We start from the raw sequence: 22614 nt of genomic DNA, 5'->3' as shown, positions 1-22614 counted from the left end.
TTAAGTCGGTCATTCTGATCAAGTTCAAATAATACAATGCAAGTTGAAGCCAAATTTCATTTAAATCCTATAATTATGTGCTCTAAATCGAGTCTGGCGTCTAACAAACATACATAGGGATATAAAATGAAAACAAGCCCATTCAAACTCGCAACGCTATCGGCAGTGGTTGCCTCAGCTTGTGCTTTCAGTAACGTACAAGCATCGCCTTTTGATCTCACGATATTGCATATCAACGATCATCACTCTCATCTTGAGCCTTCATCGCAAAAGTTAAAACTCGCAGGCGAATCTACATACGCGGAAGTGGGCGGCTTCCCTGCCCTGGTCACGGCATTGAACCAACGTGCCGCCGCAAATGAAAACGTGCTCAAACTGCATGCAGGTGATGCCATTTCTGGCACCTTGTATTACGCACTATTTAAAGGTGAAGCCGACGCAGCAATGATGAATCATGCTTGCTTTGATGCCTTCGCACTCGGTAACCATGAGTTTGATGACGGTGATGCGGGTCTTGCTCAGTTCCTAGATTGGTTGAAGGCAGGCGATTGTGCGCCAGATGTGCTCGCCGCCAATGTCATTCCAGAGCAAGGTGTTTCACCTCTTGCCCAAAAATCAGCAAACGACTACTTCAAACCTTATACGGTTAAGCAGTATGGTGACCACAAAATCGGTATTGTCGGCATCGATATTGCCAATAAAACCATGAACTCTTCAAACCCAGATACGACCACACAATTTTTGGATGAAGTAGAAACCGCACAAAAATACATCGACGAGCTTGTCGCCAACGATGTTTCTAAAATAGTCCTTCTCACCCACTATCAATACACCAATGACTTACAACTTGCTGCTGCGGTAACCGATGTTGACGTCATCATTGGTGGTGACTCGCATACCTTGTTAGGTGATTTTGATACCGTTGGGCTAAAAAGCGATGGGCCTTACCCAACCATTGTGAAGAATAAAGATGGCAACATGGTTTGTGTGGCACAAGCTTGGCAATACACCCAAATCCTTGGTGAACTGTCTGTTTCCTTTGACGAAAAAGGCAATGTGGCAGCATGTAGTGGTACCCCTCACCTGATGATTGGTCAAGAGTTCAAACGCAAGGACGAAAACGGCAAGAAACAACTGCTTTCAGGCGCGGCTCTTGAAGCCGTGATTGCTGACGTGAAAGCGCAGCCCAACTTGGTTCAAGTTGAAGCCGATGCCGCGACCCAAAAAACACTCGATGCTTTCTCTGAGAAACTCGATGTGATGAAAGGTCAGGAAATTGCCCAATCAACAGAGCTGCTTTGTTACGAACGCGTACCTGGCCAGCAAAAACACAGTGGTGCCGATGGCTGTGACACGCATACCGATGCCCACGGCTCACAGGTTGGCGATTTAGTCGCGCAAGCCTTCTTAGCGCAAACTAAACGTGCGGACGTCGCCATTCAGAATGGCGGCGGTGCACGTGCCAACATCACGCAAGGTACCTTTACCGCTGCCGACGCAACGAAAGTCCTGCCATTTAGCAACACCATGGTAAACCTGACAATGACAGGTGCACAGCTTAAGAAAGTTCTGAATGAAGCGGTAGATAAAGCCTATCTAGAGTACGTTGATAACAGTGCAGAAGGCTCTGACGGTGCCTACCCTTATGCAGCGGGTATTCGTTATGACGTTGATTTCAACAAACCTGCTGGCCAACGTGTTCACAACATCCAAGTCAAAGCGAAAGGTGATGGTTCTTGGTCAGCGCTCAGCGACAACCGTGAGTTAATCGTGGTTACAAATGACTATATTGCAGGTGGTAAAGATGGTTATCTCACCTTTGGTGAAATCTCCGCTGACCCATCAAAATACGAGAACACATTAAAACTCTACACTGAGACCTTCATTGATTACATCCGTGATCTCACCGCTAATGGTCAGAAAATTGAACCTGTTGCCGCAGAAGATCGCAGTACCCAAACCTTCACGCCAAAGGCAAACTAATTGCCTGTTAAGGTAAATAACCTATAAAAATGGCCAAGGTAGCGACCTTGGCCATTTTCTTATGTCATCGATGCTACCAAAAACGCGAGTAGCAATCGCTCCCTGTTCTCAAACCGCTTTCCACATCATTTTTGATTGCTCTGTGAAACCCAACTTTGCGTAGAACGCTTGTGCGGCTTTATTAAACGCCATCACTTCTAGCCTGATTTGGGTTGCTCCTTGAGACTCCGCCCACTGGGTACAATGCGCCACCAAGCGTGTACCAACCCCAGTCGCTCTAATCCCCTCATCCACAACAAGGGTGCCTATACGGCAAATGGGCGTCTTGACTAAAAACGGTATCGCTTCGTTCTGAGTCACCGTTGCCGTAATAAACCCAACAATCTCGTCATCAACTTCTGCGACAACAAAAAGCCGGGATGGATTATCTAAAGCGCTAAGCAAGAATGCTCTCTCTTCAGAGGTAGGTTCAACGAACGACTCTGGGGCGTTTTCAAAATGCAGTACACCAATTTGATAGTTCAAGCGCAATAGATCGACAATATCTGTCCTGACGGCGTTCCTTACCTTAATGTTCACTCTTTTTACCTTCCAGTAGCATCTGTTTATAAGACTTTGTCTGCAACGCAGTCGCTGTTAACCCAAATCGGCTTGCCAAAGTTTCAAGCTCTGCTTTATAGCCCGCAAGCTTCGATTCGTCATCCGTCATAATGGCGAATTCTGCAAAATCACCCAGCCCCTCTAAAACATCAACAGTGATATGAAATTTACCAACGAAGTAGATGCTTCTCTTTTTAGTTGCTTGCAAGGTAACTTCGTAACCCATGGTATTAAGCATACTCAACGCACTGCGCTCATCCGTGATGTTAGTTGCTTCACATCGGTCAGCTTCTGGCCCCTTGACGATCCAAAGCTTGATACCTGACGGTGACATAGTCCGTATACATACGCTCTTTTGCTGTGCTTCGAGTGCGCTATCCGGCGTATCAAAATACCAATCCGACTCAATGTTATCTTCAAGCATCACTTCATGAGGGATCTGTTCTAAAGCCGCTAAGAAATGGGCTTTGGACTCGAGACGATATTTAAGCTCCACCTCATATTTCCCACAGAAATGATCATCAGACATATATTCACCCAACATGAAAAACGATGAGCTTATCATAATCTGGCCGTTACCATTACCTATCGTTATCTCAGTCCTTCTTGCTATCTTCTGCCGCCTAAACTTGAACGACCTCGACGCGAGACTCTGTCGTTCGCAAGGGTAGCGACAGGATTCACTTGCGTTTAATTGCCTTTTGCGCGCCATATTTTGCTAAACTTCGTCCTTTAATCAGTAAGGCCGCAAAAATGATGACTGACGAAGAAAGAATCGAACTGCAACAAAACAACCCACTGCACGGGTTAAAGCTAGAAACAATGTTGCAGGAGTTAGTGGATTTTTATGGCTGGGACATTTTAGATGCCGCAATGCGCTTCAACTGCTTTAACACCAAGCCATCCATTGCCAGTAGTGTGAAGTATTTGAAGAAAACCGAATGGGCAAGAGAAAAGTTAGAAAACTTCTACCTTTACCGATTTAAACGCATGCCGCGCGCAAGCGCAGAAGAATACGAATTGCCGCCAAGAGCACGCACTTTCCGCCACGGTCTTGAGCCTAAAGAGCCGATGCCGCTCACTGTGGATTCTATTTTGAAATCACAAGCGAAAGCAGCGTCTGCCTTTAAACAGCGGTCTTCTCGCGGACGTTCGCCACGTCGATAATTGCTCCCTTCCACTGACAAAAGGGCCCCGCTTGATGACTCAAACGAGGCCCTATTCGTTTTCTGACTAGCCCTATTCTGAGCGAGAAATGTTAGCGAGCTACATTTCTAACTGATTGCGTTTTTTCTTCTTCTTTTTTCCCGTTCCAGCAGGCGCTGGCTGTGGTCTCATAGGCAAGAAGTAGGCTTCGCTTTGATCATCGTCCACTTCAAAACCTGCCACCTGCTCACGCTCCAATCGGAACTTATTTTTCTTTTCGATCACCTTGAAATGATGGTAATCATCGTAATCAATCAAAGATAACCCTAAACCGACTTCCCCTGCGCGACCACTTCGTCCAATACGATGCATATAGTCAGCAGGACTACGGGGAAGGTCAAAATTGATAACGACAGGGAGCTTCTCTATATCAAGGCCACGTGCGGCGATATCAGTAGCAATCAGCACTTGAATCTCTCCAGACTTGAACCCGTCAAGCACACGAGTACGAGCGCCCTGCCCTTTGTCACCATGAAAGACTTCCGCGGTGATGCCGCGTTTTGAGAGTTTCTGAGCGAGATGATTACAGGCGTTCTTCGCATTCACGAATATCAAGGTCTGACGCCACTGATGCTGCTTGATAAGATGAGCCAGCACTGCCGTCTTCTCACCTTTGTTAACACTGAACACGCGTTGCACCAACGTACTCTCTTCAGCACTCTGCAGCTGAACATCAACAGGATCGCTGAGCAGGTGCTTAGCCAACGTCGTGACTTTATCTGGGAACGTCGCTGAAAATAGCAACGTCTGTTTCTGCTCTGGCAGTAACGCGAGGATGTTATTGAGCTCTTCCGTGAAGCCTAGACTCAACATGCGATCAGCTTCATCAAGAACCAGTGTTTTGACACGGTCTAACTTAATCGCATTACTGGAGACCAGATCAAGCAACCGACCCGGTGTCGCCACAATGATGTCACATCCACCACGCAGTAACTGCATTTGTGGGTTCACTGACACACCACCAAATACCGCGACCGTTTTAATCTGCTCTCGAAGATGATAAGAGTAAGACTTAACGTTAGAAGCGACTTGTGCGGCTAGCTCCCGTGTGGGTACTAAAATGAGATGAGAGACAAAATTGCCACGACGACGAGGGGTGTCTTGCTGAAGAATCTGTTGCAGAATTGGCAATGCAAACGCCGCCGTTTTACCAGAGCCCGTATTCGCGCCACCCACCATATCCTTCCCTGCAAGGATATGAGGAATCGCTTGAAGTTGAATCGGCGTTGGTTGGTGGTATTCTAACTCGACTAATCGCTCGACGAGTGTTGGAATCAATCCCAGATTGGCAAATGTCGCTTGCTGTGTGTTATCTGTCATTAGGAGAATGGCTCGGTACTTAAGTAAAGGCCGCGTATCTTATGCTATTCCGCGCCAGGATGTTAGCGATAAAAAGGCTAATTGAACTAGCCCCATCCATTGACCGCCCGCGTACATCACTCATGATTTCCTGACGAATGCGGCCTGTCATTGATTACCCATTTTAGCTCAGCACACTATACTCAAATCGCCTCAAGATACGGGATTCAAAATTGGTCTCGCGAGCATAGTTCAAGGCAAAGATACGAACGTGTGGTGCATTACTTCTATCGAAACTCATTATTCTCTGTTAGAGTCGCCTTCCTCAATACTCCGATACCTTTTGTAGGACACGCTAGTGACTAACAACGAAATACTGCGTCGTATTCAACACGCCTTAAACCTCAAAAATGCCCAAATAATCAAAGCCTTTGAACAAGCAGGTCTCAATATCGCTCACGATAAGGTATTGAACTGGTTAAAAAGCGATAATGACAAATCATGCGTGAAGATAAAAGATAAGGAACTCGCAACTTTCCTCAACGGGTATATCAACTTAAAGCGTGGTAAAAAGGAAGGCGAACAACCGCAGCCAGAAAAAACACTCACAAACAACATGATTTTCATGAAGTTACGCATTGCGCTTAACATGAAAGCGGAAGATGTACTGGATGTATTGGAAGTCGTTGGCGTTAGTTTAAGTAAATACGAAATAGGGGCATACTTTCGCAAACCAAGCAACAAAAACTACAAGCCATGCGAAGATCAGTTACTGTGTCACTTTTTAGATGGCGTACAGTTTTCACACCGACCTGACTCAGAAGCATTCACTGACTAGCTTACTTGTTAACGCAAAGCGAAAGCGACACACGGCTTTCGCTACCTCATGTTTGCCTCCCCCTATTCTCGAAAAAGCACTCATCAACCAACAAACTTGGTTACCGATGAGTGAATTTTTTCGCCACAGGCTTCAAATAGTAAGGCCGCATTCACAACCACATGATAGCCCTTTCAATGACAACAAGACGCTTTATAAAGCATCTTCGTTAAACACGATGAGATCCGCACCTGTATAAGTCTCTCTGTAGTCAGATAAGTGTTCATGCTCAAAATCACGACCAAACTCTTCGATTTTGTTCGCAACTTGATTTAGAAACTTTGCCATTTCGCGCAGTTCATTTGCATTTGTCGATATCGTCACTTCGGATAGGCTTAACGGTGAGTCGGCCTGTATGCCTTCAGAATATCCATATAGCAACACAATGCTCTCCTTGTTTTAATCATCTACTTTTGTCCAGAACAGCGGCGTGTTTATTTGCCCGACATCCCTTCCTTGTTGTTTCTAGCTCAATGGCAGCTTCTTTGGCTCTGGACACCACGCTTTCATATTTTGACTGTTGTAAAAGGAGAATAAGTTGCTCCTCTAGCTCAGAGACACCTTCACCCAACAGGTACGCTAAGTGCTCTAACCGATTTTCAGGCCACGCCTGATAGTGTTCCAGAACTGCGCTTAATAATACCTCTGGAGCGCTGTCGATTATTTTTCGCGCTTCATCACTCAAAACATCAGCCCAATAATCATCGTCTGCATGATCTAATCGCTTAATGAATTCTTCAAATTGACTCAATGCGTAACACCTAACACGTGCCTAACGGGTTGAAAAAGGGGGACAGTATGGTAACTCTCCCTATTCATTTTCCGCTATTTACAGACTATCCAATATCTAGCCACCGGCTCTGGAAAAACTTTCCCCATAACCACTTTCTCAAACCTTCCGCCATTCGATTCTATTACCTTACGAGAAGCGATATTGTCTTCATCGGCAGTAATCAGCGCTTCGGCAATACCCAACAGTTTGGCTTTAGGTAATGCTAATTTTAACATCGATTTACCATACCCTAATCCGCGATGCGACGGGGCGACATCATAGCCAATGTGGCCCGCCTCTAGAGCAAGGAACTCATTTCTGATGTTATGACGTATACGAATCGCGCCTAAAACATTTTTATCATCATCAACAAGCCAATAATGGTTACAGGGCACGTAGCCATCAGGTAAGTTTATTCCCTGAGCTTCATCTTGAAGCTGCTGAACATACCGAGCAAAATCCGAAGCTCCGTCGCTATAGAATTCCGCATTATCAACGTCGTTTTTGTAGAAATCTTCGTAAAATGCCAGAAACTCGGGCTCAAATTCTAATGATGGGGAAACTAGTTTCATTTTTAACTTTCTCCTTCAGCATAAGGCCGATTTCTAACAAACACCCTTATATAATTGTTTGTGCTAACTGCTTTGCCGCTAGGCTATTTCTACTGCGATGTACTCATCGATATCCATAAGATCGATAACCCCGGTTCAGTCCAAACCATTTCAGCTATTCGACATTTTTCCTTGCGCTCCTCACGTCGAGGGTTAGGAGATTCTCCCAAGGATTATTATGTTTTAGTCTGATTTTCGATGATTTTTTCTCTGTATGATTCAATACTTTCACCCGAACATTCATTTGGGTGCACTTCCAATAAATTGCGCCAACTTGAGAACTGCATATCATCAATGACAATGACAGGTTTTGGTAAAAAGCCGACAAAGCAATCTTCAATATCAAACTCTCGAGCACTAGACTGAGCATACTCTGCCCCTCCAGAGCTCCAGCAATACATCAAGGCTCCCTGCTCAAAGAGGTCCTTAATATGACGAATCACACCAGGGACTGGAATGCGTTTAGAACCATAGTTTCTAACGAATGTTTCATCAACATCAACGTAAATGTACACAGGACGACTCATTTAACTCACCTTAATCATAACGCCGACGCAAACACCAATCAAAAAGGAAGCCGCTAGTTAAGTTCGCTTTAAATACTGACTCGGAACAGATTCAGTAAGCCAAACATTATTCACTGTTTTATAGAAAGAGTAACCATCCAAATGCATCCGTCTAGCGTCGACTGTAAAAATTACTGGCTTTCCATACCTGCTTCCGACAGCTTTCGCTACTGCCAAAGATTCTGTTAGGTGTACATGATGCCGGCTTCCCTTCGTTAAACCAGACTCACCAATGGATTTAACGTTTCGCTCAGCGGTTCCGTGTAAAAGATAATCAGGAGGAATTACCACACTCAATTGTAAGTCTACCTCAATCGAGTGTCCTTGATTTGCACGAATATGATTACCATTGCCGCCTATAGCAAAACGACGTTTATCGCTAGTTTCAACGACCAAATCGACTAGATCCCGAGTTAAAGCAACGTCGACAGTTTTTTCAATCAGTTCATCAATTAAAGCCCAACCTTGTTCATCTAATTTCAAACCAATCGAATCCGGTTTATGCCTTAAAACGTAGCTAAGATATTTAGATATTTTTACTAAGTCCTTCTCCATACCATCCTCATAGAACATAGAAATACGGGTTCCCTGTGTATCTGTTTGCCTCCTGCGGTTATCAAAGATTGCCCCACAAACTAGGACGCCTTACCAACGTTATACTGTGTAACAACCTAGCGTCTGACAACCAACGACCTATACCCGCATGCGTCGCACACTGGATAAAAAATAATTTAAAACATAGCGATAGTGCGTTACTGAATACTCCGAATTCACTCTATGGTCGTTTGCTATGCGCACAGTATTTCGACTTGCTTGATGGCGTCAAAGAATACTTTATGGCATTGAAAGTCAGGCTTACTTCCAATTTTATACCAGAAGAAATTGAACTCATGCCCCCCATCATCTTGAGTGAAAAAGCGCCATTTGCTCGATAACTCTTGCTCTATTTCGCAAAGCACAAAGTGCCACAATTGATTTTGAAAACCACTTTCCCAACAACCAAGATAATGAGTTCTCGCAACACTAGATAGTCCTGATTCTTCTTCCAATTCCCTCAAGGCAGCACTTTCAATAGAAATATCTGACTGCTCTAATGTGCCTTTAACCAACTGAACATCAGCCAATGGGTGTTCAAACAGCAGTAACTCAAGATTATTGCCTGTTTTTCTAAGCACGACAGGGCAAACTTTAACTTCCCTCTTTCGGATTCTATCTTCCACTCAACTCTCCCTTATCTATGGCACTGCCATTAACCTCAATCAACCAGAGTGTTTTTAGGCCTAGAATCGCCCTCGGGCTAAAATCAAAGTGCCCGGAAGAGACTTCTCTTAATGACAATAATCCACACTTGAGTGATCGCTGTGAGCAAACGCTGGAGGTAATCCAATCACATTCGGACTGTTATAATGACGTTGCCCTTGCTAGATAACTATTTGGTTTGCACGCCATCGATGAACAAGAAACAACGCTTCTTCATAAGTCTGTATCACGCACTAAGCCACTCACAACGATAGTCATTTATTAGAATCCTTTTTTGATGAGTCGACGAACCCTTGCTCTGACCGATGCCGGTTCTTGAACTAGTGCCAAATTAAGTATCTCACTAACTTCATTTTGTAGCTCTGGGTACTGAACGGCAAGCTCATACAATCCGTTAAAACTCCATGCTTTAATGAACTTATTTGCATTTGACAGTCCATGCCTCAAAAATGGCTCAAGCACTCTTCGAGTTTGTTGCGCAATACTAAAATGTGCCAACACTTGCAATATATGTAATATTGCTTCCGAATGTTGGTAACTAGGTATTCTGGCCAGAATTACCTGCTGTTCGTCATTGGATAATTTCCCATCGCACTCAAGATAACGCTTTAGCAACCATGTTCCACCTATACTTGAGCGCTCTTCGAGACAAAGATCGATTACGTCCGACCTAAAGTCGGCTTTAGTATGGTGCTCAATGTACACTTGCTCAATATCTTCTGCTGACCTCCCATCCCAACCTAGTACATCCCTGCCTATTTTTTTCATTCTGACCTCGCTAGGTTTTAATGCCCACATCTGCGGTGGTTATGGAGCGCAATGCAAAACCGATCGAACATATTAGCCTGGTATATCTGCATCATTGGGGCCTTCAGCGAGTGAGCCTGAAACAAGGATTGAATGCCCCCAGAATAAATCACCATCATTGTGCCAGAATTCAAACTCTCCATCGGGATAAACAGTAATTGAATCAAGCTTCATGGCACTAATAAAATCTGCAGCTGTGAGTGCTTCTTGGCCATCCATTAGCCAGTTGTCATTTTTCAACTCAAGAAGTTCTGAAACAGCATAGTTTGTTATTCTCTTAGACCAATCACTAGCGCCGCTATACAGTGCCTCTAGGGTTTTCATACTGGCGTCTGATGAGCCGTTTTCTTCATCCAACGAAACCGATACACTAATCGGCTCGTCAATCCAATTTACCGTACCTTCAAACCAATCTACCGTTCGATTGAGCACTAATATACCAAACTCAGGATGAGTGATTTCGACTGGCTCCTTAAATTTTCTGAGAACCGCTCTTAGCTCAGCATCATCTGGCGCATCCAAAACTGAGACAACTTGGGCTCTCGCATCACCGAACGGGCTCACTTTTGACAGCTTTACTTGCAACTGGACTAAGGATTCTCTCTTGATGGTGGCCTGAATGGCTTCTAGCTCACCATCAGCAAGATTCTTCGAAAGGATAAGCTTTGAATCATTAACTTGTCCCCCACGCTCCTTCCAAGCAATTAGAGAAAGGTTTAAGGACCAATATTGCTCGGAAGAAACCTTGCTTGCACCGGGGCCACTAGCACCAACAACACCAGATACAATTGTTTCTGGCAAGCTCGCAAACTCCTTCTCCAGCTTGTCATTTTTAATCGCAGCTTCTTTGAATATATCTTTCATCTACTTCGTTTCCAATTTAGACTTCATCGCACATAAACAGCGGGAAACCGTTGGCTAAACCTAGCGAGGAACGAACAATAGCCAATATTAACCGTTTGATCTTGATACACTTGTTAGGCACTACTACATGCAGCCCAGTGTGTCTTGAAAATCCTACCGTCGTAGCCATTTGTATTATTTTTGTACCTGTTCAAATGACATGTTAAGCAATTAACGCCAGTTTTTCACCGCACCCACTTTCTGTGCGTGATGCTTCGTGAACTTTATAAACGCTCTTGCGGACGCTGGTGTTTCTGGCAGTGTTTCTGATTCATGGCCACCGCTTCCTACATACCTAAAGCCTGCTTCCCAAAGTAACTTGCTAGCTAGCCATTTACTCTCCGCTGTCCTTTTGGGGCTGCGAAAGTTTCGCCCCATAAAGGCGAGTGTTTTTCCACAATTTGGGCAGACATACTCCAGCTCACTCTCGGCTAACCAAGCAGTGTAATTATTTCCCTTTTTGAAGGCTGGGCGATTAAACGACACGAAGCAATCAAAGCAAGCAAACTTGTACAATGAACTCATTATGACCCCCTTATTGCCTAACGAATGACACGGAAGATTTATTTCCATACTCCTTCAAGCCTTATAACGCCAACATTTTTTTATGCAAGCAACGGCCTTGCTAGGCTCACCAAAATTTCCACCAAGGCTTTTTAGGAGAATTATTTCCATCGGCTTTTCCCTGATTCAAAGGAACTCCACCTTTAGATTTCATTTGCTGCCAAGATTTAAACTGCTCAGTTAATTTAGGTGCTAATTTATGGTAGTTCTCCCATGTATCTTGCACATGATAAAGTGTTGGAAGGTTTTTTGATAGGACTGTCTCATAATCATTGAAATATGCGCCACCTTGGTAGTAGGAATTTGCAAAACTATTTGCGTCTTCACCTAAATCATCCTCCACTAACTTTTCATCGCAATATAATGAAAAGTATTCCCTACCAGTCATTTCTTCATTTTTGACTTTCTCTAGTTCTTCAGTATTATCAAAATGAAACTCACCTTCTAGCCCTGACTTTATTATCCAAGCCATAAACATTCCGATATGTGTACCACCATTTTCAGGAGGTAAATCTTTAGGGTAATCACCTCCTGAATGCCAATCAGTTCTATCGTATGTCACAACTACACTCCCAAATTAACCTAACGAATGACATGGATTCTCTCTCATAAAAATCAACCACACTCAAGTGATCATTGAGAGTAAATGCTCAAGGTAACCCTGCCACATTCCGTTTGTTATTATAATGTTAGCCTTGCCAAATGCCACTTCAGTTTGCGATACATTGATGAACGAGAAGTTACTCTTCATCACAAGTCTGTTTCTGGCGCTAAGTTACTCACAAACATAGCAAATATTCCGCTTATGCGTATAGGGCTTGCAGCGGCGCACAATATTGAGTGAGGGAATTCAGCAAACAGCTCGAATACGAACCGTATTATGCATGGACATGATGTCAGCCATGCAATGTAACCCTGTTTTCAAAACCACGTACTCACGACTTTTAGAAGCTGGAAAACCTAAAAAAGTGGCTATCATTGCCTGCGTTCGCAAGATGATTGTAATACTGAGCACAATATTACGAGATGGCGTCATGTAGAATGAAAATATAGCCAAAATTTAGCTATTGACGCCATAGTCGTTTGTTATGTGTTTACTTAATATATGCCAGAATTTTTGATTTCAGTATATCGATTAATGTCTGGTCCATATATTCATAATCATCTGGAATCCCCAAAGATATTACCGGCTGCCCATTGATGGCGTTACCAAATTTCTTTGATAGCTTCTTCTTATGGGCGTTTTCCATTACAAAAATATAATCAGCCCACTCGATGTCTTCTAGGGCCACATGTACTTCAGCATCGTTGCTGATTCCAGCCGAATATACATCCCATCCCTCTACTTCGCAAAAGATAGCCTCTGCCGTCGGGCTTCGAAGCTTATTCTTGCTACATAGGAATAAAATATTTGGCACAAGCTCTCCCGCTGGTTAGGCACATAACGAATGACATGGATTCCCCCTCATGAAGATCTGCCACACTTAGGTGACGCTGTGAGAGTACTGGAGGTAACCATGTCACATTCCATCAGTTATTGCGGTGTTGACCTTGCTAAACACCACTTCAGTTTACACGTCTTTGGTGAACGGAAAGCCACTCTTCTTCACTAGCCCGTATCACGCGCTAAGTTGCTCACAACCATAGCAAATATGCCGCCTATGCGTATAGGGTTAGAAGCTCGCAGCGGCGCACACTATTGAGCACGAGAGTTCAACAAAAGGCTCAAGAACGAACCGTACTCTACAAGGCAATGATGTCTGACACGAAATGAAACCCATTGTTTAAATTGACCTATACGCGGCCAGTCGATACTGGAAAAACTAAAAGAGTCACCATAGTCGTTTATTAGAGTACAATTTGCACTGTTGCACTCTTAGCCCCAAGAACAATTTCCGCTCCAGACTGAAAATAAAACGACCAAAGCCACTCTTCATCGGGGTCACATTCAGTCCAAAATTGACCATCACACCAATTTTCATTCGCTATAAAACCAAAGCTACTCAGACAGTTGTCTTCGGTGAAAGACATGTCTGAATCTCTTGGCCTTACCTCTGCCTGAAATACACCATTTATAGTCAAAATAATGTACTCAGGTTGATTTTTGTTAACCCAACTTCCAACCCCTCTTTTCCAGATAAGATTGACAGACTTAGTTTCAATGGAATAGCTATATTCCTTAAAATCAAAATCATTGTGAAGGTCATATTCAATTGATTCATGCTTTAGATGAATACTGCTAGACCATGAAAAGTTTTGCGAAATCATCCTTGTACCCTAACGAATGACATGGATTCCCCCTCATGAAGATCTGCCACACTTAGGTGATCGCTATGAGGGTACTGGAGGTAACCCTGTCACATTCCATCTGTTATTGCGGTGTTGACCTTGCCAAGCACCATTTTAGTTTGCACGCGGTAGACGAACAAGGAGTTACTCTTCTTCACAAGTCTGTTTCGCGCGCTAAGTTGCTCACAACCATAGCAAATATGCCACCTATACGTATAGGGTTAGTAGCTTGCAACGGCGCACATTATTGCGGATACACGACACAATATTCAGATGCTCAATCAACGAATTGATGAAACGGAGCAAAATTTCATGCAAGTACGAGGGGTTGGGCCTCAAACTGCAACCACTATCATCACTACGACTGGCAAAGGTGAGCAGTTTAATTAAAGCCGTGATCGGCAGCCCAAAAGCCAACACTTAAAGTTTAGCGGATGTTTGACAACCGGGGGAATCCATGTAACCCCAATAATCTGCCTAGCGAGCGCCGCTACACTGGTGGCGGCCTCGTGCCGACCCAGCGACGCTTACTAGCAGGCTTAACTGGATTGTTATCACTTTACCATGCTTCTGACTTTTCCGGCCCAAGAGTTATCTTTCGGTGACAGCACTAAAGACTGGCAGCCTTGGCGGGTACATTCAATACCAACCCCTTCAGAGTCATCGATCATTAGGTCGATGCCGAAATACTTTGGTGCCTTGCTGTAACAAGAATATTGACGATGTTTCCGAACTACGGAATCGTGCTCTGTTTGATTGATAGCCTTATCAATGCGAACCCCCCAAATCTTGAACCAAGATTTTATGTAAAACGAACTCCTAAGGCTTGTTGTATAAATCCAAAGCTCGTGATTGCGGCCCAGTTCCTTTAATAGAGATGCTGCTTCATTTCTAAGTTCTTCTCTATAAAGAAGGCTTAATGGGAATGGCAGTTTGCTGCTTCCAACTGAAAAATCTTGAGTTGTTGGAATTAGCAAATCATCTAAGTCAAAAGCTATTCGCATAGTGAAGAGTGATAACCTTGCTAACGGGCGATAATGCTAAACGACCCAACTTGAAATTTGAGCCCTTATTGCCTAACTACAAGCAGAAGGCTCATATGTATTGTGATGTGTCTCGCAGAAAAACCTGGTTACCCTTAATCTCAATGAAGCCAAAATCCCCTTCTAAAGTGAAAACACTACCTGAGAAAGAAACACCTTCAACCTCACCAAGAGTGGGAATAATGTTACTTGTTGTTTTATTTACAGAGAGACTCAACCCATGAAAACGCACAGTAATGGGATTAGTTTGTTCATTGCTGACTAACAAAATCCCTTTCTTGCCCGACTCAAGAAGAAACTGCATTTCTATGAATAAGTCGTTGAAATCTTGATTTATACTCAGGAGATCTGATTCAAATAAATCTTCTATTGTCATATACTCTTTAGCCTGAAAACGTCGCTATAATAGGACAGCGAGCTGTAGTTATGATTTATGTCAACGAAGCGCTAGCGGAGTGCATAGATTGCAACGAAAAACTGCTGTTCCGGTGGATAGATTTGTTATGCATTACGAATCTGACCTACTTCTATAAGGTACCGTATACAACTCTTGAACATATCATTGTCTTCTATCAGGAGAAAGAATGACTGTTCACCTTTATCATATAAAATTACAGGAATTTTCGTCGTGTAGTAATCTTTTAGCGTTATGTCTTTATTTTGGGAGGATAAATACTTTTCAACGAGATCTGGATCATAGCCTTTGATATAGTCACTCCCCGTTTTTATCATTTCTACTGAAACATCAATCTCATCTAGTTTTGCCATCTCCAATTTGGCTTTTTTTAAACTCAAGGAGGATTTAATAACTTGTACGCTATTTAGATGCTCTTTTGCTTCTAAAGCTGAGTAATTAAACTCTTTCCTGAGATAGCTGAGAAATCCAAATTTATTTTTCTCAAGACTAATCAATCGGAGTTCATATTCGTCTTCTAGTTGTTCAAGAAGAACATTCTTATAAAGCATTGCTAACACTCATTTTCCTAACGAATGACATGGATTCCCCCTGATGTAGATCTGCCACCCTTAAGTGGTCGCTGTGAGAGTACTGAAGGTCACCTTGCCTCATTCCATCTGTTATTGCGGAGTTGACCTTGCTAAACACCACTTCAGTTTACACATCTTTAGTGAGCGGAAAACCACTCTTCTTCACTAGTCCGTATCACGCGCTAAGTTACTCACAAACATAGCAAATATTCCACCTATACGTATAGGGCTAGAAGCTTGTAGTGGCGCGCACTTTTGAGCGAGAGAGTTTAACAAACAGCTCAAGATGGAACCGTTCTCTACAATCTGCCAAGCAATGGAATCCTGTTTTTAATGCCACCAACACTCGCTTAATTGACACTGGAAAGCCTGAAAAAGCCGCCATTATTGCGCGTGTAAGAGAGATAGTTGTGATCTTAAACTCGATGTTTAGAGATGGCGCATTTAGGATGAAAACATCGCCAAAAACTAATCATTGACGCCATAGTCGTTTGTTGAACGAAGCCGCTACGCGGCAGAGTGCTTTGATTACATACACTTAACTCTATGACCTTACCATACCGGTAAGCCGTGGAGAACCATCATGAACCCACAACAACAACGTCATTTTGACCAGCTTTATCAACAACATCTCGATAATCTCACTTTACAAGGCAAGCGGCCTGCAACTATTGATGCATACAGTCGCGCTGTGCGGCGTGTGGCAGCCTATTTCGACTGCCCACCTGACAACTTATCGCTTGATGATCTACGCCGGTATTTCCGTCAACTGATCGACAGCCACTCGTGGAGTACCGTCAAGCTCGATCGTATCGGCTTGCAGTTCTTTTACCGCTACACGCTCAACAAGAAGTGGCAATGGCTTAATATCGTTAAGCCACCGCAGGTGAAGCGTCTGCCGGATATTCTTACCCCCGCTGAAGTCGGTTTGTTGATCAGTATGACCCGACAACGGCGGTATCAGGTCTTTTTCTTTACCCTCTATTGCTTGGGGCTGCGCTTGGGGAAGCCCTTAGCCTCACCGTCTCCGATATCGATGCGCACGCGATGCAAGTCCATGTCCGTGACGGTAAAGGCGGGAAGGATCGACTTGTACCGCTACCGGCACGTACTCTGCAAGCGTTGCGCCTACATTGGGCTTCGCATCGCCATCCTCAGTGGCTATTTCCTGGGATAGCCAACGATGCGCCGATGGATCGCGGCAGCGTTCAAAAAGCGATGAAGCAAGTCTGCCGTGATACCCACATCCATAAAAAAGTCAGCCCACACTCGCTACGGCATTGCTATGCCACTCACTTATTGGAGCAGGGGCTCGATCTTCGCTCGCTGCAAGTGCTGCTGGGTCATGCCAGCTTAAATACCACGGCACGTTATACCCAGCTCACACAAGTGAAGACTGCATCGACTGTCAACGTTGTCAATCTGTTGGCTGACAACCTGACCCTGATGTGGGAGGCACAATGAATGACTTCGTCACACTACTTACCACGCACTTAGCCGCGTTCACTGCCCGCTATCACACCAAGCTGACACCCGAGATGCATCGTGCCATCCACGCGATGTGCCGTTGTCGCACTGAGCAGGCGGGTCGCTCACAGTGGTATTGCTACCATTGTCAGCATGATGATCGGTTACCGCTCGGTTGCGGTCATCGCCATTGCCCGCAGTGTCAACAGCACGCCAATGCACAGTGGCTCGAACGCCAGCAGGCCAAGCTCCTGCCGTGTGACTATTTTATGCTGACGTTTACCATACCCGCACCGCTACGTGCGTTGGCTCGCTATCATCCGAAGCCATTTTATACCGTGATGTTTGCGGTGGTGGCACAGTTGCTGAAGGACTTTAGTCAACGCCAACTTCATGGCCAGAGTGGGTTTACCTTAGTGTTGCATACTCATAACCGACGCCGCGATCTGCATCCTCATCTCCATGTGGTGATGCCCGCTGGGGTCTATCAGCCGCTTCGCAAGCAATGGCACAAGGGTAAAAAAGGCTTTCTCTTTCATCACAAGGCGCTGGCGAGTGTTTGGCGAGCGCGGTTACTCGATGCCATCAACCGTCATCCTTTACTATCACTGCCGGCAACACCACTGCCATCACACTGGGTCGTAGACTGCCGACATGTGGGGCGCGGCCTCCCCGCACTGCAATATTTGTCGCGCTATCTGTATCGTGGCGTGCTACCCGATAAGGACATCATCGATATCAGTGATAACACGGTGACGTTTCGCTATACCGATAGTCAGACTCGACAACCTACGACACGCACTTTGCCGACTCTTGAGTTCTTGTGGCTGATTGTGCAGCACGTCCTCCCCAAAGGGCTACAACGGGTACGTGACTACGGTCTGCTACACGGCAGTGGGAGGCAGTTACAGGGCGGGATCGCACTTTGATAGCTAATGTGATCTAATTGCGCCAAACCCTCTGAAATATAGCAATTGTGAACCTTATTGAACACTTATCTGTTGTAGAAGATACTCGGTCGAACATCAACCAGAAGCACGATATCATCGACGTGATGTTCCTTGTGATTAGTGCCATTGCATCAGGATGCGAAGGCTGGCAAGACATTGAATTTTATGGAGAAGAAAAGCTCGACTGGCTAAGAAAATACAGACCATTCGAACATGGTATCCCTCGCAGACACACGATAGCTCGTATCTTGCGTTCCGTTGTTGCCGAATCTTTGCTTGAGGCTTTAGCTCTTTGGATAAACGAACAACGAACTGGTCAGGACAGCAGCCCCATTATCGCCTTTGACGGAAAAGTACTTCGAGGCTCCTATCGTAACGATAGAAAAACAGCATTGCAGTTGGTCACGGCGTACGACACCGAGCGTGGTCTCGTTCTGAGTCAAAAGCCGACTGAGACTAAAAATGGTGAGATAAGCATTGTCCGCCAAATGCTTGATGTTATTAATGTAAAGGGTAGCGTTGTCACGGTTGATGCACTGCATTGTCAGCGTGAAACATTAGAGAAAATCAAAGAAAAGCAAGCCCATGTTGTTGTCCAGGTTAAGAATAATCAGCCTAAGCTTAGAGCGGCTGTTGTGGCGCAGTTCCAAGCAGTTTTTGATGCAGGCAAGGAGAAAATAGTCACTGAAATCAAAGAGAAAAAACATGGACGCAGCGAGGAGCGATACGTGTTTCAGCTAAAGGCCAAATTGCCTGCCGACCTGTCGGAGAAGTGGCCGACGGTAAGAAGCATTATAGCAGTGGAACGCCATCGTGTGATCAACGGTAAAGGCACTGTAGATACCTCATACTACATAAGTTCTTTATCGCCGAATCACAAACTACTGGGCCACTATATTCGCCAGCATTGGCGGATAGAGAACAGTCAACACTATGTTTTAGATGTTGTTTTTAAAGAAGATAGCTCTCGTATCACTTTAGATGGTGCGGTTGAAAACATTGCGTTATTCAGACGTTTTGTGATGAATATGCTCAAGCAATGCGACTGTGGTGCACCGAGTCAAAAAGTGAAGCTGAAAAAAGCGGGTTGGAACGACGATTATAGGGCAAGAGTTTTCTTTGGGTTATAAATCCATCAAAGTATGCTCCTGCCCTGGAGGCAGTTACGACTAACTATTCAACTACCGATGTTATGGTGGTCACCGTTTCGGCTGCCGCAACAATCAACGCGTCCACGGGTACAGCGCGTCTGCCCCTGCTGCCAGCACACGATGACCTGCGTCGGAGTCAGCCGACCGAGATAGCCGAAAGGCGAAGATAAGGAGAATGGCATTAGCACAGTGAAACAGGAGGTCAACAGAGAACACGCAAACAGAGGGTAACCTATTGAAGTGACGTTGCTTATCGTCGCTTCTGGTTGCGCTCGTTTTAAATTCGGTGCAAGGCATCATACCCCTTTCAATCTATCTGAGTAATTTCCTTATATAGTGGTCCGGGCTTGTTCAACACCCGGATAAAGTGTCGGCTGCGCGACACTTATCCTTATTTGTTAGTCGGTGGCTTTGCCATTGAATGCTGATTATTCGCACAATCTAATGCCATTAAAATCAATGCTCGACATTTGTAGAACTTACTTAGGGAAAGGCTATGAATTTTACTCGGCCAAACAAAGCGCCCTAAATTGAACATTAGCATCATGCGATCCAGTAGCGCCAACAAACGTAGCCAGTGAAACAATACGACGAAAGTTATTGAACCAACTTTAACCTTAAAACCTTTCAAAATATTAAACGACTAACGCTTTATATACGGATTATTTCCGTATAATACCCCAAATTTTGATTCCGTATAATCTGCCATCATTGGCGAAACGCATCTAACATTAACCATTAAAAACAATATATTAGAGTTGCAAGGACAATCGTGCTCGTCATGTTATGCGGAAAAAATCCGCATAACCTGCGATCTATTAGTCCGCTATCTTACTGTGCTGAAAAAACGCTCTAACGTTGTGACTCAACTCGAAATCAAGCGTTTGTTCTCTTCTCTTAACCCTCACTTCAGGCCTGCCGCACAATTCATATGTGGCTCTGGTTCACACTCGATGGAATGCCTTCGCCTAAGGTATGCTGACATCGAGTATGCCTACCCTGCAATAAAGGTTTGACGGGAGAAGACCACAAAACCGCACGCTACCGCCCTCGCGATGGGGCAAGGCTCCAATGGCGATAAACAAGAGTGCTGACCATAGCAAAGATTGTTATGCGTTCATACACGCATTGGGCAAACATTGTGAATCAACACGCAGAGGTAACCTATTGTTAAAATGAAGATTTTTGGAAGTGTGTGGAGTAAGTCATGGTAGGTGAAGAAGCCCCTACCATGATGTCTACTATTATGAGCACTTTGGCAGGAAGCCAACAATAGGAAAGCGCGCGGTTTATGTTCGGTAAAGTACCTTCACGATATGCCAACCAAACTTGGTTTTGACAAGTTGCGGTTTCAGGACTTCACCACTGAAACAAGCTTTATCAAAGCGGGTATGCTATATAACGCAAGCGCTGCCTTGAAATCAGGTTCTCCAAAGAGTCTTTACAATGTGCCAACCGAACTTGGTTTTCACTAATTGAGGAGTAATTGTCTCGCCTTGAAAGACCGCTCGATCAAATTGAGGAACCATCTGCCCTTTACGAAACTCTCCTAAATCTCCACCCTTTTTGCCTGATGGGCATGTAGAGTGCTTACGTGCAAGGTCAGCGAACTTCTTACCTTGTTTAAGCTGCTTCATTATCTCTTCAGCTTGTTCTTTATGCTTCACTAAGATGTGAAGTGCGTGGGCTGTTTGTGCCATGATATGTTTCTCAAAAACTACAAATAAGTGCGATAATACAGACTTTAGACGATCTTAACCACAAGTGGCTTCAAATACCGACTTTACGTAAACAACATAAATAATCACTGAGCAAAAACACTAAAAGACTGTATATAAATACAGCATTTTTGGTTTATTAAATCTAATCTACATAGTATACTTCATCCCTCAATTCTAAAATAAAGGGTAATAACGTAAGCTATGGCAACAGGAGTCCTAGGTAAAGAAAAGCTAAGCGAAGACGCTTTGCTTGCAGGTGGTATTAAATCAGAACCTTGGGATCTTCCTGATAGTTCAGCACCAATTTCCCTGCAATATGCTAACAAAGTTAGTGAAGAAGACATTCTAAAAACAATCAACCATAACTATCTGATATTTAATGGAAGCTCTGAACCAAAAGCTACCGAGTCTATTCCACTTGATAGTTTCGTTCTGGCTGACAACTTCTACGGTCTGAATAAGCTAACAGAGAACTATAAGGGCAAGGTCAAATTGATCTATCTTGATCCCCCATATGGTACAGGAATGGAGTTTCAATCACGTAGCCTAGAACACGCCTATAAAGATATTTATGGTACAGCATCATGGGTAGAAATGATGCGTAGACGTTTAATTCTCATGCGTGAGCTGATGGCTAGTGACGGAACGATCTATGTTCACATTGGTCATCAAATGTTGTTCCATCTTAAAGTGATCATGGATGAGGTATTTGGACCAGATAACTTCCGAAACCTAATTACACGCAGAAAATGTAGTTCGAAAAACTCTACTCGCAAACAGTACCCTAACCTGCATGATTATGTTCTTTTTTACAGTAAATCAAGTAAGTGGCTGTTTAATCAACCAGGAGTGCCCGCTCCTAAAGAGTGGATTGAAAAAGAATATCCTAAACAGGACGAGCGTGGTCGTTACAAGTTAGTTCCAATTCATGCTCCCGGAGTCCGAAATGGTGAAACGGGTATGGAATGGCGAGGAATGATGCCGCCTCCGGGCAAACACTGGCAGTTCAAGCCATCAAGACTAGAAGAATTTGATCAGAACGGTGAAATGCACTGGTCTAAAACTGGTAATCCACGCAGGAAAGTATATCTCGAGGAGAACAAGAAAGTTCCAATTACTGACCTCTGGGATCAGTATAGAGATGCACATCACCAAAGTAAGATGATCACTGGCTATCCTACGGAAAAGAACCTAGATATGCTTAAGATGATTGTAGAAGCTTCAACCAATGAGGGTGACATCGTACTAGATCCATTCTGCGGTTCAGGTACTACCATACATGCGGCGAGGGATCTGAATCGTCATTGGTTAGGTATTGATCAGTCATTTACTGCTGCTCATGCAAGTGTCAAACGTATGAAGCATGGCTTAGAGAGGATGGGTGACTACGTTAATAGTAATAAGTCTTCCAAACAAAATGAGCTACCGCTTGGAACTGATGAAAACAAGGTAGAAATTGGCTTTAATCTAGTGGTCGACGCAGATGTTTATGAACACTATCAAGATCTAGTTCAAGAAATAGCCAAAATTTAATTTATACGTGAGGCAAGGAGCTAAT

22 protein-coding genes and 7 pseudogenes are annotated in these 22614 nt (G+C 44.2%); 11 read left to right on the top strand and 18 right to left on the bottom strand.

From position 1 onward, the window contains the following. Window positions 1–126 precede the first annotated feature (126 nt). Entirely contained in the window at window positions 127–1983 is a 1857-nt protein-coding gene (locus tag TSUB_RS19095; protein WP_087026527.1) for a 5'-nucleotidase C-terminal domain-containing protein, read from the top strand. A 108-nt stretch (window positions 1984–2091) separates the two neighbouring features. Here TSUB_RS19095 and TSUB_RS19090 read toward each other — a convergent pair whose 3' ends face one another. Beyond that, on the bottom strand, window positions 2092–2556 hold the full coding sequence (locus TSUB_RS19090; RefSeq protein WP_087026581.1) for a GNAT family N-acetyltransferase: 465 nt from the start codon (window positions 2554–2556) through the stop codon (window positions 2092–2094). Continuing rightward, a complete protein-coding gene (cyaB, locus tag TSUB_RS19085; protein WP_087026584.1) occupies window positions 2552–3112 on the bottom strand; it encodes a class IV adenylate cyclase in 561 nt (186 codons plus the stop codon). The genes TSUB_RS19090 and cyaB overlap by 5 nt, the downstream gene beginning before the upstream one ends. 224 nt (window positions 3113–3336) lie before the next feature. Between cyaB and TSUB_RS19080 the strand changes: the two genes are divergently transcribed. Further along, the gene (locus tag TSUB_RS19080; RefSeq protein ID WP_192867885.1) at window positions 3337–3750 is read left to right on the top strand and encodes a VF530 family protein; all 414 of its coding nucleotides are present in this window, start codon (window positions 3337–3339) and stop codon (window positions 3748–3750) included. A gap of 99 nt (window positions 3751–3849) precedes the next feature. Here TSUB_RS19080 and TSUB_RS19075 read toward each other — a convergent pair whose 3' ends face one another. Then, complete coding sequence (locus TSUB_RS19075) at window positions 3850–5109, bottom strand: DEAD/DEAH box helicase (protein ID WP_087026530.1); 1260 nt, start codon at window positions 5107–5109, stop codon at window positions 3850–3852. Window positions 5110–5446: 337 nt separating this feature from the next. Between TSUB_RS19075 and TSUB_RS19070 the strand changes: the two genes are divergently transcribed. Next, entirely contained in the window at window positions 5447–5926 is a 480-nt protein-coding gene (locus tag TSUB_RS19070; protein WP_087026533.1) for a YehS family protein, read from the top strand. A gap of 192 nt (window positions 5927–6118) precedes the next feature. Here the strand turns inward: TSUB_RS19070 and TSUB_RS19065 are convergent, their stop codons facing one another. The 10 genes from TSUB_RS19065 to TSUB_RS19020 form a co-directional block, all read right to left on the bottom strand. Then, window positions 6119–6349 carry an Imm32 family immunity protein gene (locus TSUB_RS19065; protein ID WP_087026537.1) on the bottom strand — a complete coding sequence of 77 codons (231 nt, stop codon included), beginning with the start codon at window positions 6347–6349 and terminating at the stop codon, window positions 6119–6121. 19 nt (window positions 6350–6368) lie between these two features. Then, window positions 6369–6716, bottom strand: a complete 348-nt coding sequence (locus TSUB_RS19060) for a hypothetical protein (RefSeq protein ID WP_087026539.1) — start codon at window positions 6714–6716, stop codon at window positions 6369–6371. 74 nt (window positions 6717–6790) lie between these two features. Then, the gene (locus TSUB_RS19055; RefSeq protein ID WP_087026542.1) at window positions 6791–7309 is read right to left on the bottom strand and encodes a GNAT family N-acetyltransferase; all 519 of its coding nucleotides are present in this window, start codon (window positions 7307–7309) and stop codon (window positions 6791–6793) included. 215 nt (window positions 7310–7524) lie between these two features. Then, window positions 7525–7875 carry a hypothetical protein gene (locus tag TSUB_RS19050; RefSeq protein ID WP_087026545.1) on the bottom strand — a complete coding sequence of 117 codons (351 nt, stop codon included), beginning with the start codon at window positions 7873–7875 and terminating at the stop codon, window positions 7525–7527. A gap of 57 nt (window positions 7876–7932) precedes the next feature. Continuing rightward, window positions 7933–8469, bottom strand: a complete 537-nt coding sequence (locus TSUB_RS19045; protein WP_087026590.1) for an RNA 2'-phosphotransferase — start codon at window positions 8467–8469, stop codon at window positions 7933–7935. Window positions 8470–8702: 233 nt separating this feature from the next. Further along, window positions 8703–9134 (bottom strand): NUDIX hydrolase, encoded by a 432-nt coding sequence (locus TSUB_RS19040; RefSeq protein ID WP_087026548.1) that lies wholly within the window; start codon window positions 9132–9134, stop codon window positions 8703–8705. A gap of 301 nt (window positions 9135–9435) precedes the next feature. Next, window positions 9436–9942, bottom strand: a complete 507-nt coding sequence (locus TSUB_RS19035) for a hypothetical protein (protein WP_087026551.1) — start codon at window positions 9940–9942, stop codon at window positions 9436–9438. A 72-nt stretch (window positions 9943–10014) separates the two neighbouring features. Next, entirely contained in the window at window positions 10015–10845 is an 831-nt protein-coding gene (locus TSUB_RS19030) for a DUF2262 domain-containing protein (RefSeq protein ID WP_087026554.1), read from the bottom strand. Between the two features lie 210 nt (window positions 10846–11055). Beyond that, on the bottom strand, window positions 11056–11409 hold the full coding sequence (locus tag TSUB_RS19025; protein ID WP_159065058.1) for a hypothetical protein: 354 nt from the start codon (window positions 11407–11409) through the stop codon (window positions 11056–11058). Between the two features lie 106 nt (window positions 11410–11515). Further along, window positions 11516–12010: a DUF7832 domain-containing protein gene (locus tag TSUB_RS19020; protein WP_192867886.1), complete on the bottom strand. Its 495-nt coding sequence runs from the start codon at window positions 12008–12010 to the stop codon at window positions 11516–11518. Between the two features lie 301 nt (window positions 12011–12311). Between TSUB_RS19020 and TSUB_RS19015 the strand changes: the two are divergent. After that, a pseudogene (locus tag TSUB_RS19015) lies at window positions 12312–12488 on the top strand (IS110 family transposase); the annotation flags it as partial. 54 nt (window positions 12489–12542) lie between these two features. Here the strand turns inward: TSUB_RS19015 and TSUB_RS19010 are convergent. Beyond that, complete coding sequence (locus TSUB_RS19010) at window positions 12543–12866, bottom strand: low molecular weight protein tyrosine phosphatase family protein (protein WP_087026560.1); 324 nt, start codon at window positions 12864–12866, stop codon at window positions 12543–12545. Between the two features lie 99 nt (window positions 12867–12965). On the opposite strand from TSUB_RS19010, the pseudogene TSUB_RS25100 reads away from it, so the two are divergent. Beyond that, a pseudogene (locus TSUB_RS25100) lies at window positions 12966–13148 on the top strand (IS110 family transposase); the annotation flags it as partial. A gap of 148 nt (window positions 13149–13296) precedes the next feature. Here TSUB_RS25100 and TSUB_RS19005 read toward each other — a convergent pair. Continuing rightward, a complete protein-coding gene (locus tag TSUB_RS19005) occupies window positions 13297–13716 on the bottom strand; it encodes a hypothetical protein (protein WP_087026563.1) in 420 nt (139 codons plus the stop codon). Window positions 13717–13781: 65 nt separating this feature from the next. On the opposite strand from TSUB_RS19005, the pseudogene TSUB_RS25295 reads away from it, so the two are divergent. After that, window positions 13782–13997 (top strand): annotated as a pseudogene (locus tag TSUB_RS25295) (IS110 family transposase); the annotation flags it as partial. A gap of 835 nt (window positions 13998–14832) precedes the next feature. Here the strand turns inward: TSUB_RS25295 and TSUB_RS19000 are convergent. Both TSUB_RS19000 and TSUB_RS18995 read right to left on the bottom strand, forming a co-directional pair. Then, window positions 14833–15156, bottom strand: a complete 324-nt coding sequence (locus TSUB_RS19000) for a hypothetical protein (protein WP_087026569.1) — start codon at window positions 15154–15156, stop codon at window positions 14833–14835. 125 nt (window positions 15157–15281) lie between these two features. Beyond that, window positions 15282–15755: a hypothetical protein gene (locus TSUB_RS18995; RefSeq protein WP_159065059.1), complete on the bottom strand. Its 474-nt coding sequence runs from the start codon at window positions 15753–15755 to the stop codon at window positions 15282–15284. Window positions 15756–15852: 97 nt separating this feature from the next. On the opposite strand from TSUB_RS18995, the pseudogene TSUB_RS25290 reads away from it, so the two are divergent. The 4 genes and pseudogenes from TSUB_RS25290 to TSUB_RS18980 all read left to right on the top strand — a co-directional run. Beyond that, a pseudogene (locus tag TSUB_RS25290) lies at window positions 15853–16023 on the top strand (IS110 family transposase); the annotation flags it as partial. A gap of 327 nt (window positions 16024–16350) precedes the next feature. Further along, a pseudogene (locus tag TSUB_RS18990) lies at window positions 16351–17231 on the top strand (tyrosine-type recombinase/integrase). Further along, window positions 17228–18160, top strand: a pseudogene (locus tag TSUB_RS18985) (IS91 family transposase); the annotation flags it as partial. The pseudogenes TSUB_RS18990 and TSUB_RS18985, both read left to right, overlap by 4 nt. Window positions 18161–18210: 50 nt before the next feature. Next, window positions 18211–19314 (top strand): ISAs1 family transposase, encoded by a 1104-nt coding sequence (locus TSUB_RS18980; protein WP_221274624.1) that lies wholly within the window; start codon window positions 18211–18213, stop codon window positions 19312–19314. 1310 nt (window positions 19315–20624) lie between these two features. Here the strand turns inward: TSUB_RS18980 and TSUB_RS18970 are convergent. Then, a pseudogene (locus tag TSUB_RS18970) lies at window positions 20625–21035 on the bottom strand (peptidylprolyl isomerase). A 222-nt stretch (window positions 21036–21257) separates the two neighbouring features. Here TSUB_RS18970 and TSUB_RS18965 point away from each other — a divergent pair. Beyond that, window positions 21258–22589: a site-specific DNA-methyltransferase gene (locus TSUB_RS18965; RefSeq protein ID WP_087025042.1), complete on the top strand. Its 1332-nt coding sequence runs from the start codon at window positions 21258–21260 to the stop codon at window positions 22587–22589. Window positions 22590–22614: the final 25 nt, after the last annotated feature.

The organism is Thaumasiovibrio subtropicus, assembly GCF_019703835.1.
GTDB classification, from domain to species: domain Bacteria; phylum Pseudomonadota; class Gammaproteobacteria; order Enterobacterales; family Vibrionaceae; genus Thaumasiovibrio; species Thaumasiovibrio subtropicus.
This window is presented reverse-complemented; position numbering and strand designations above follow the sequence as displayed.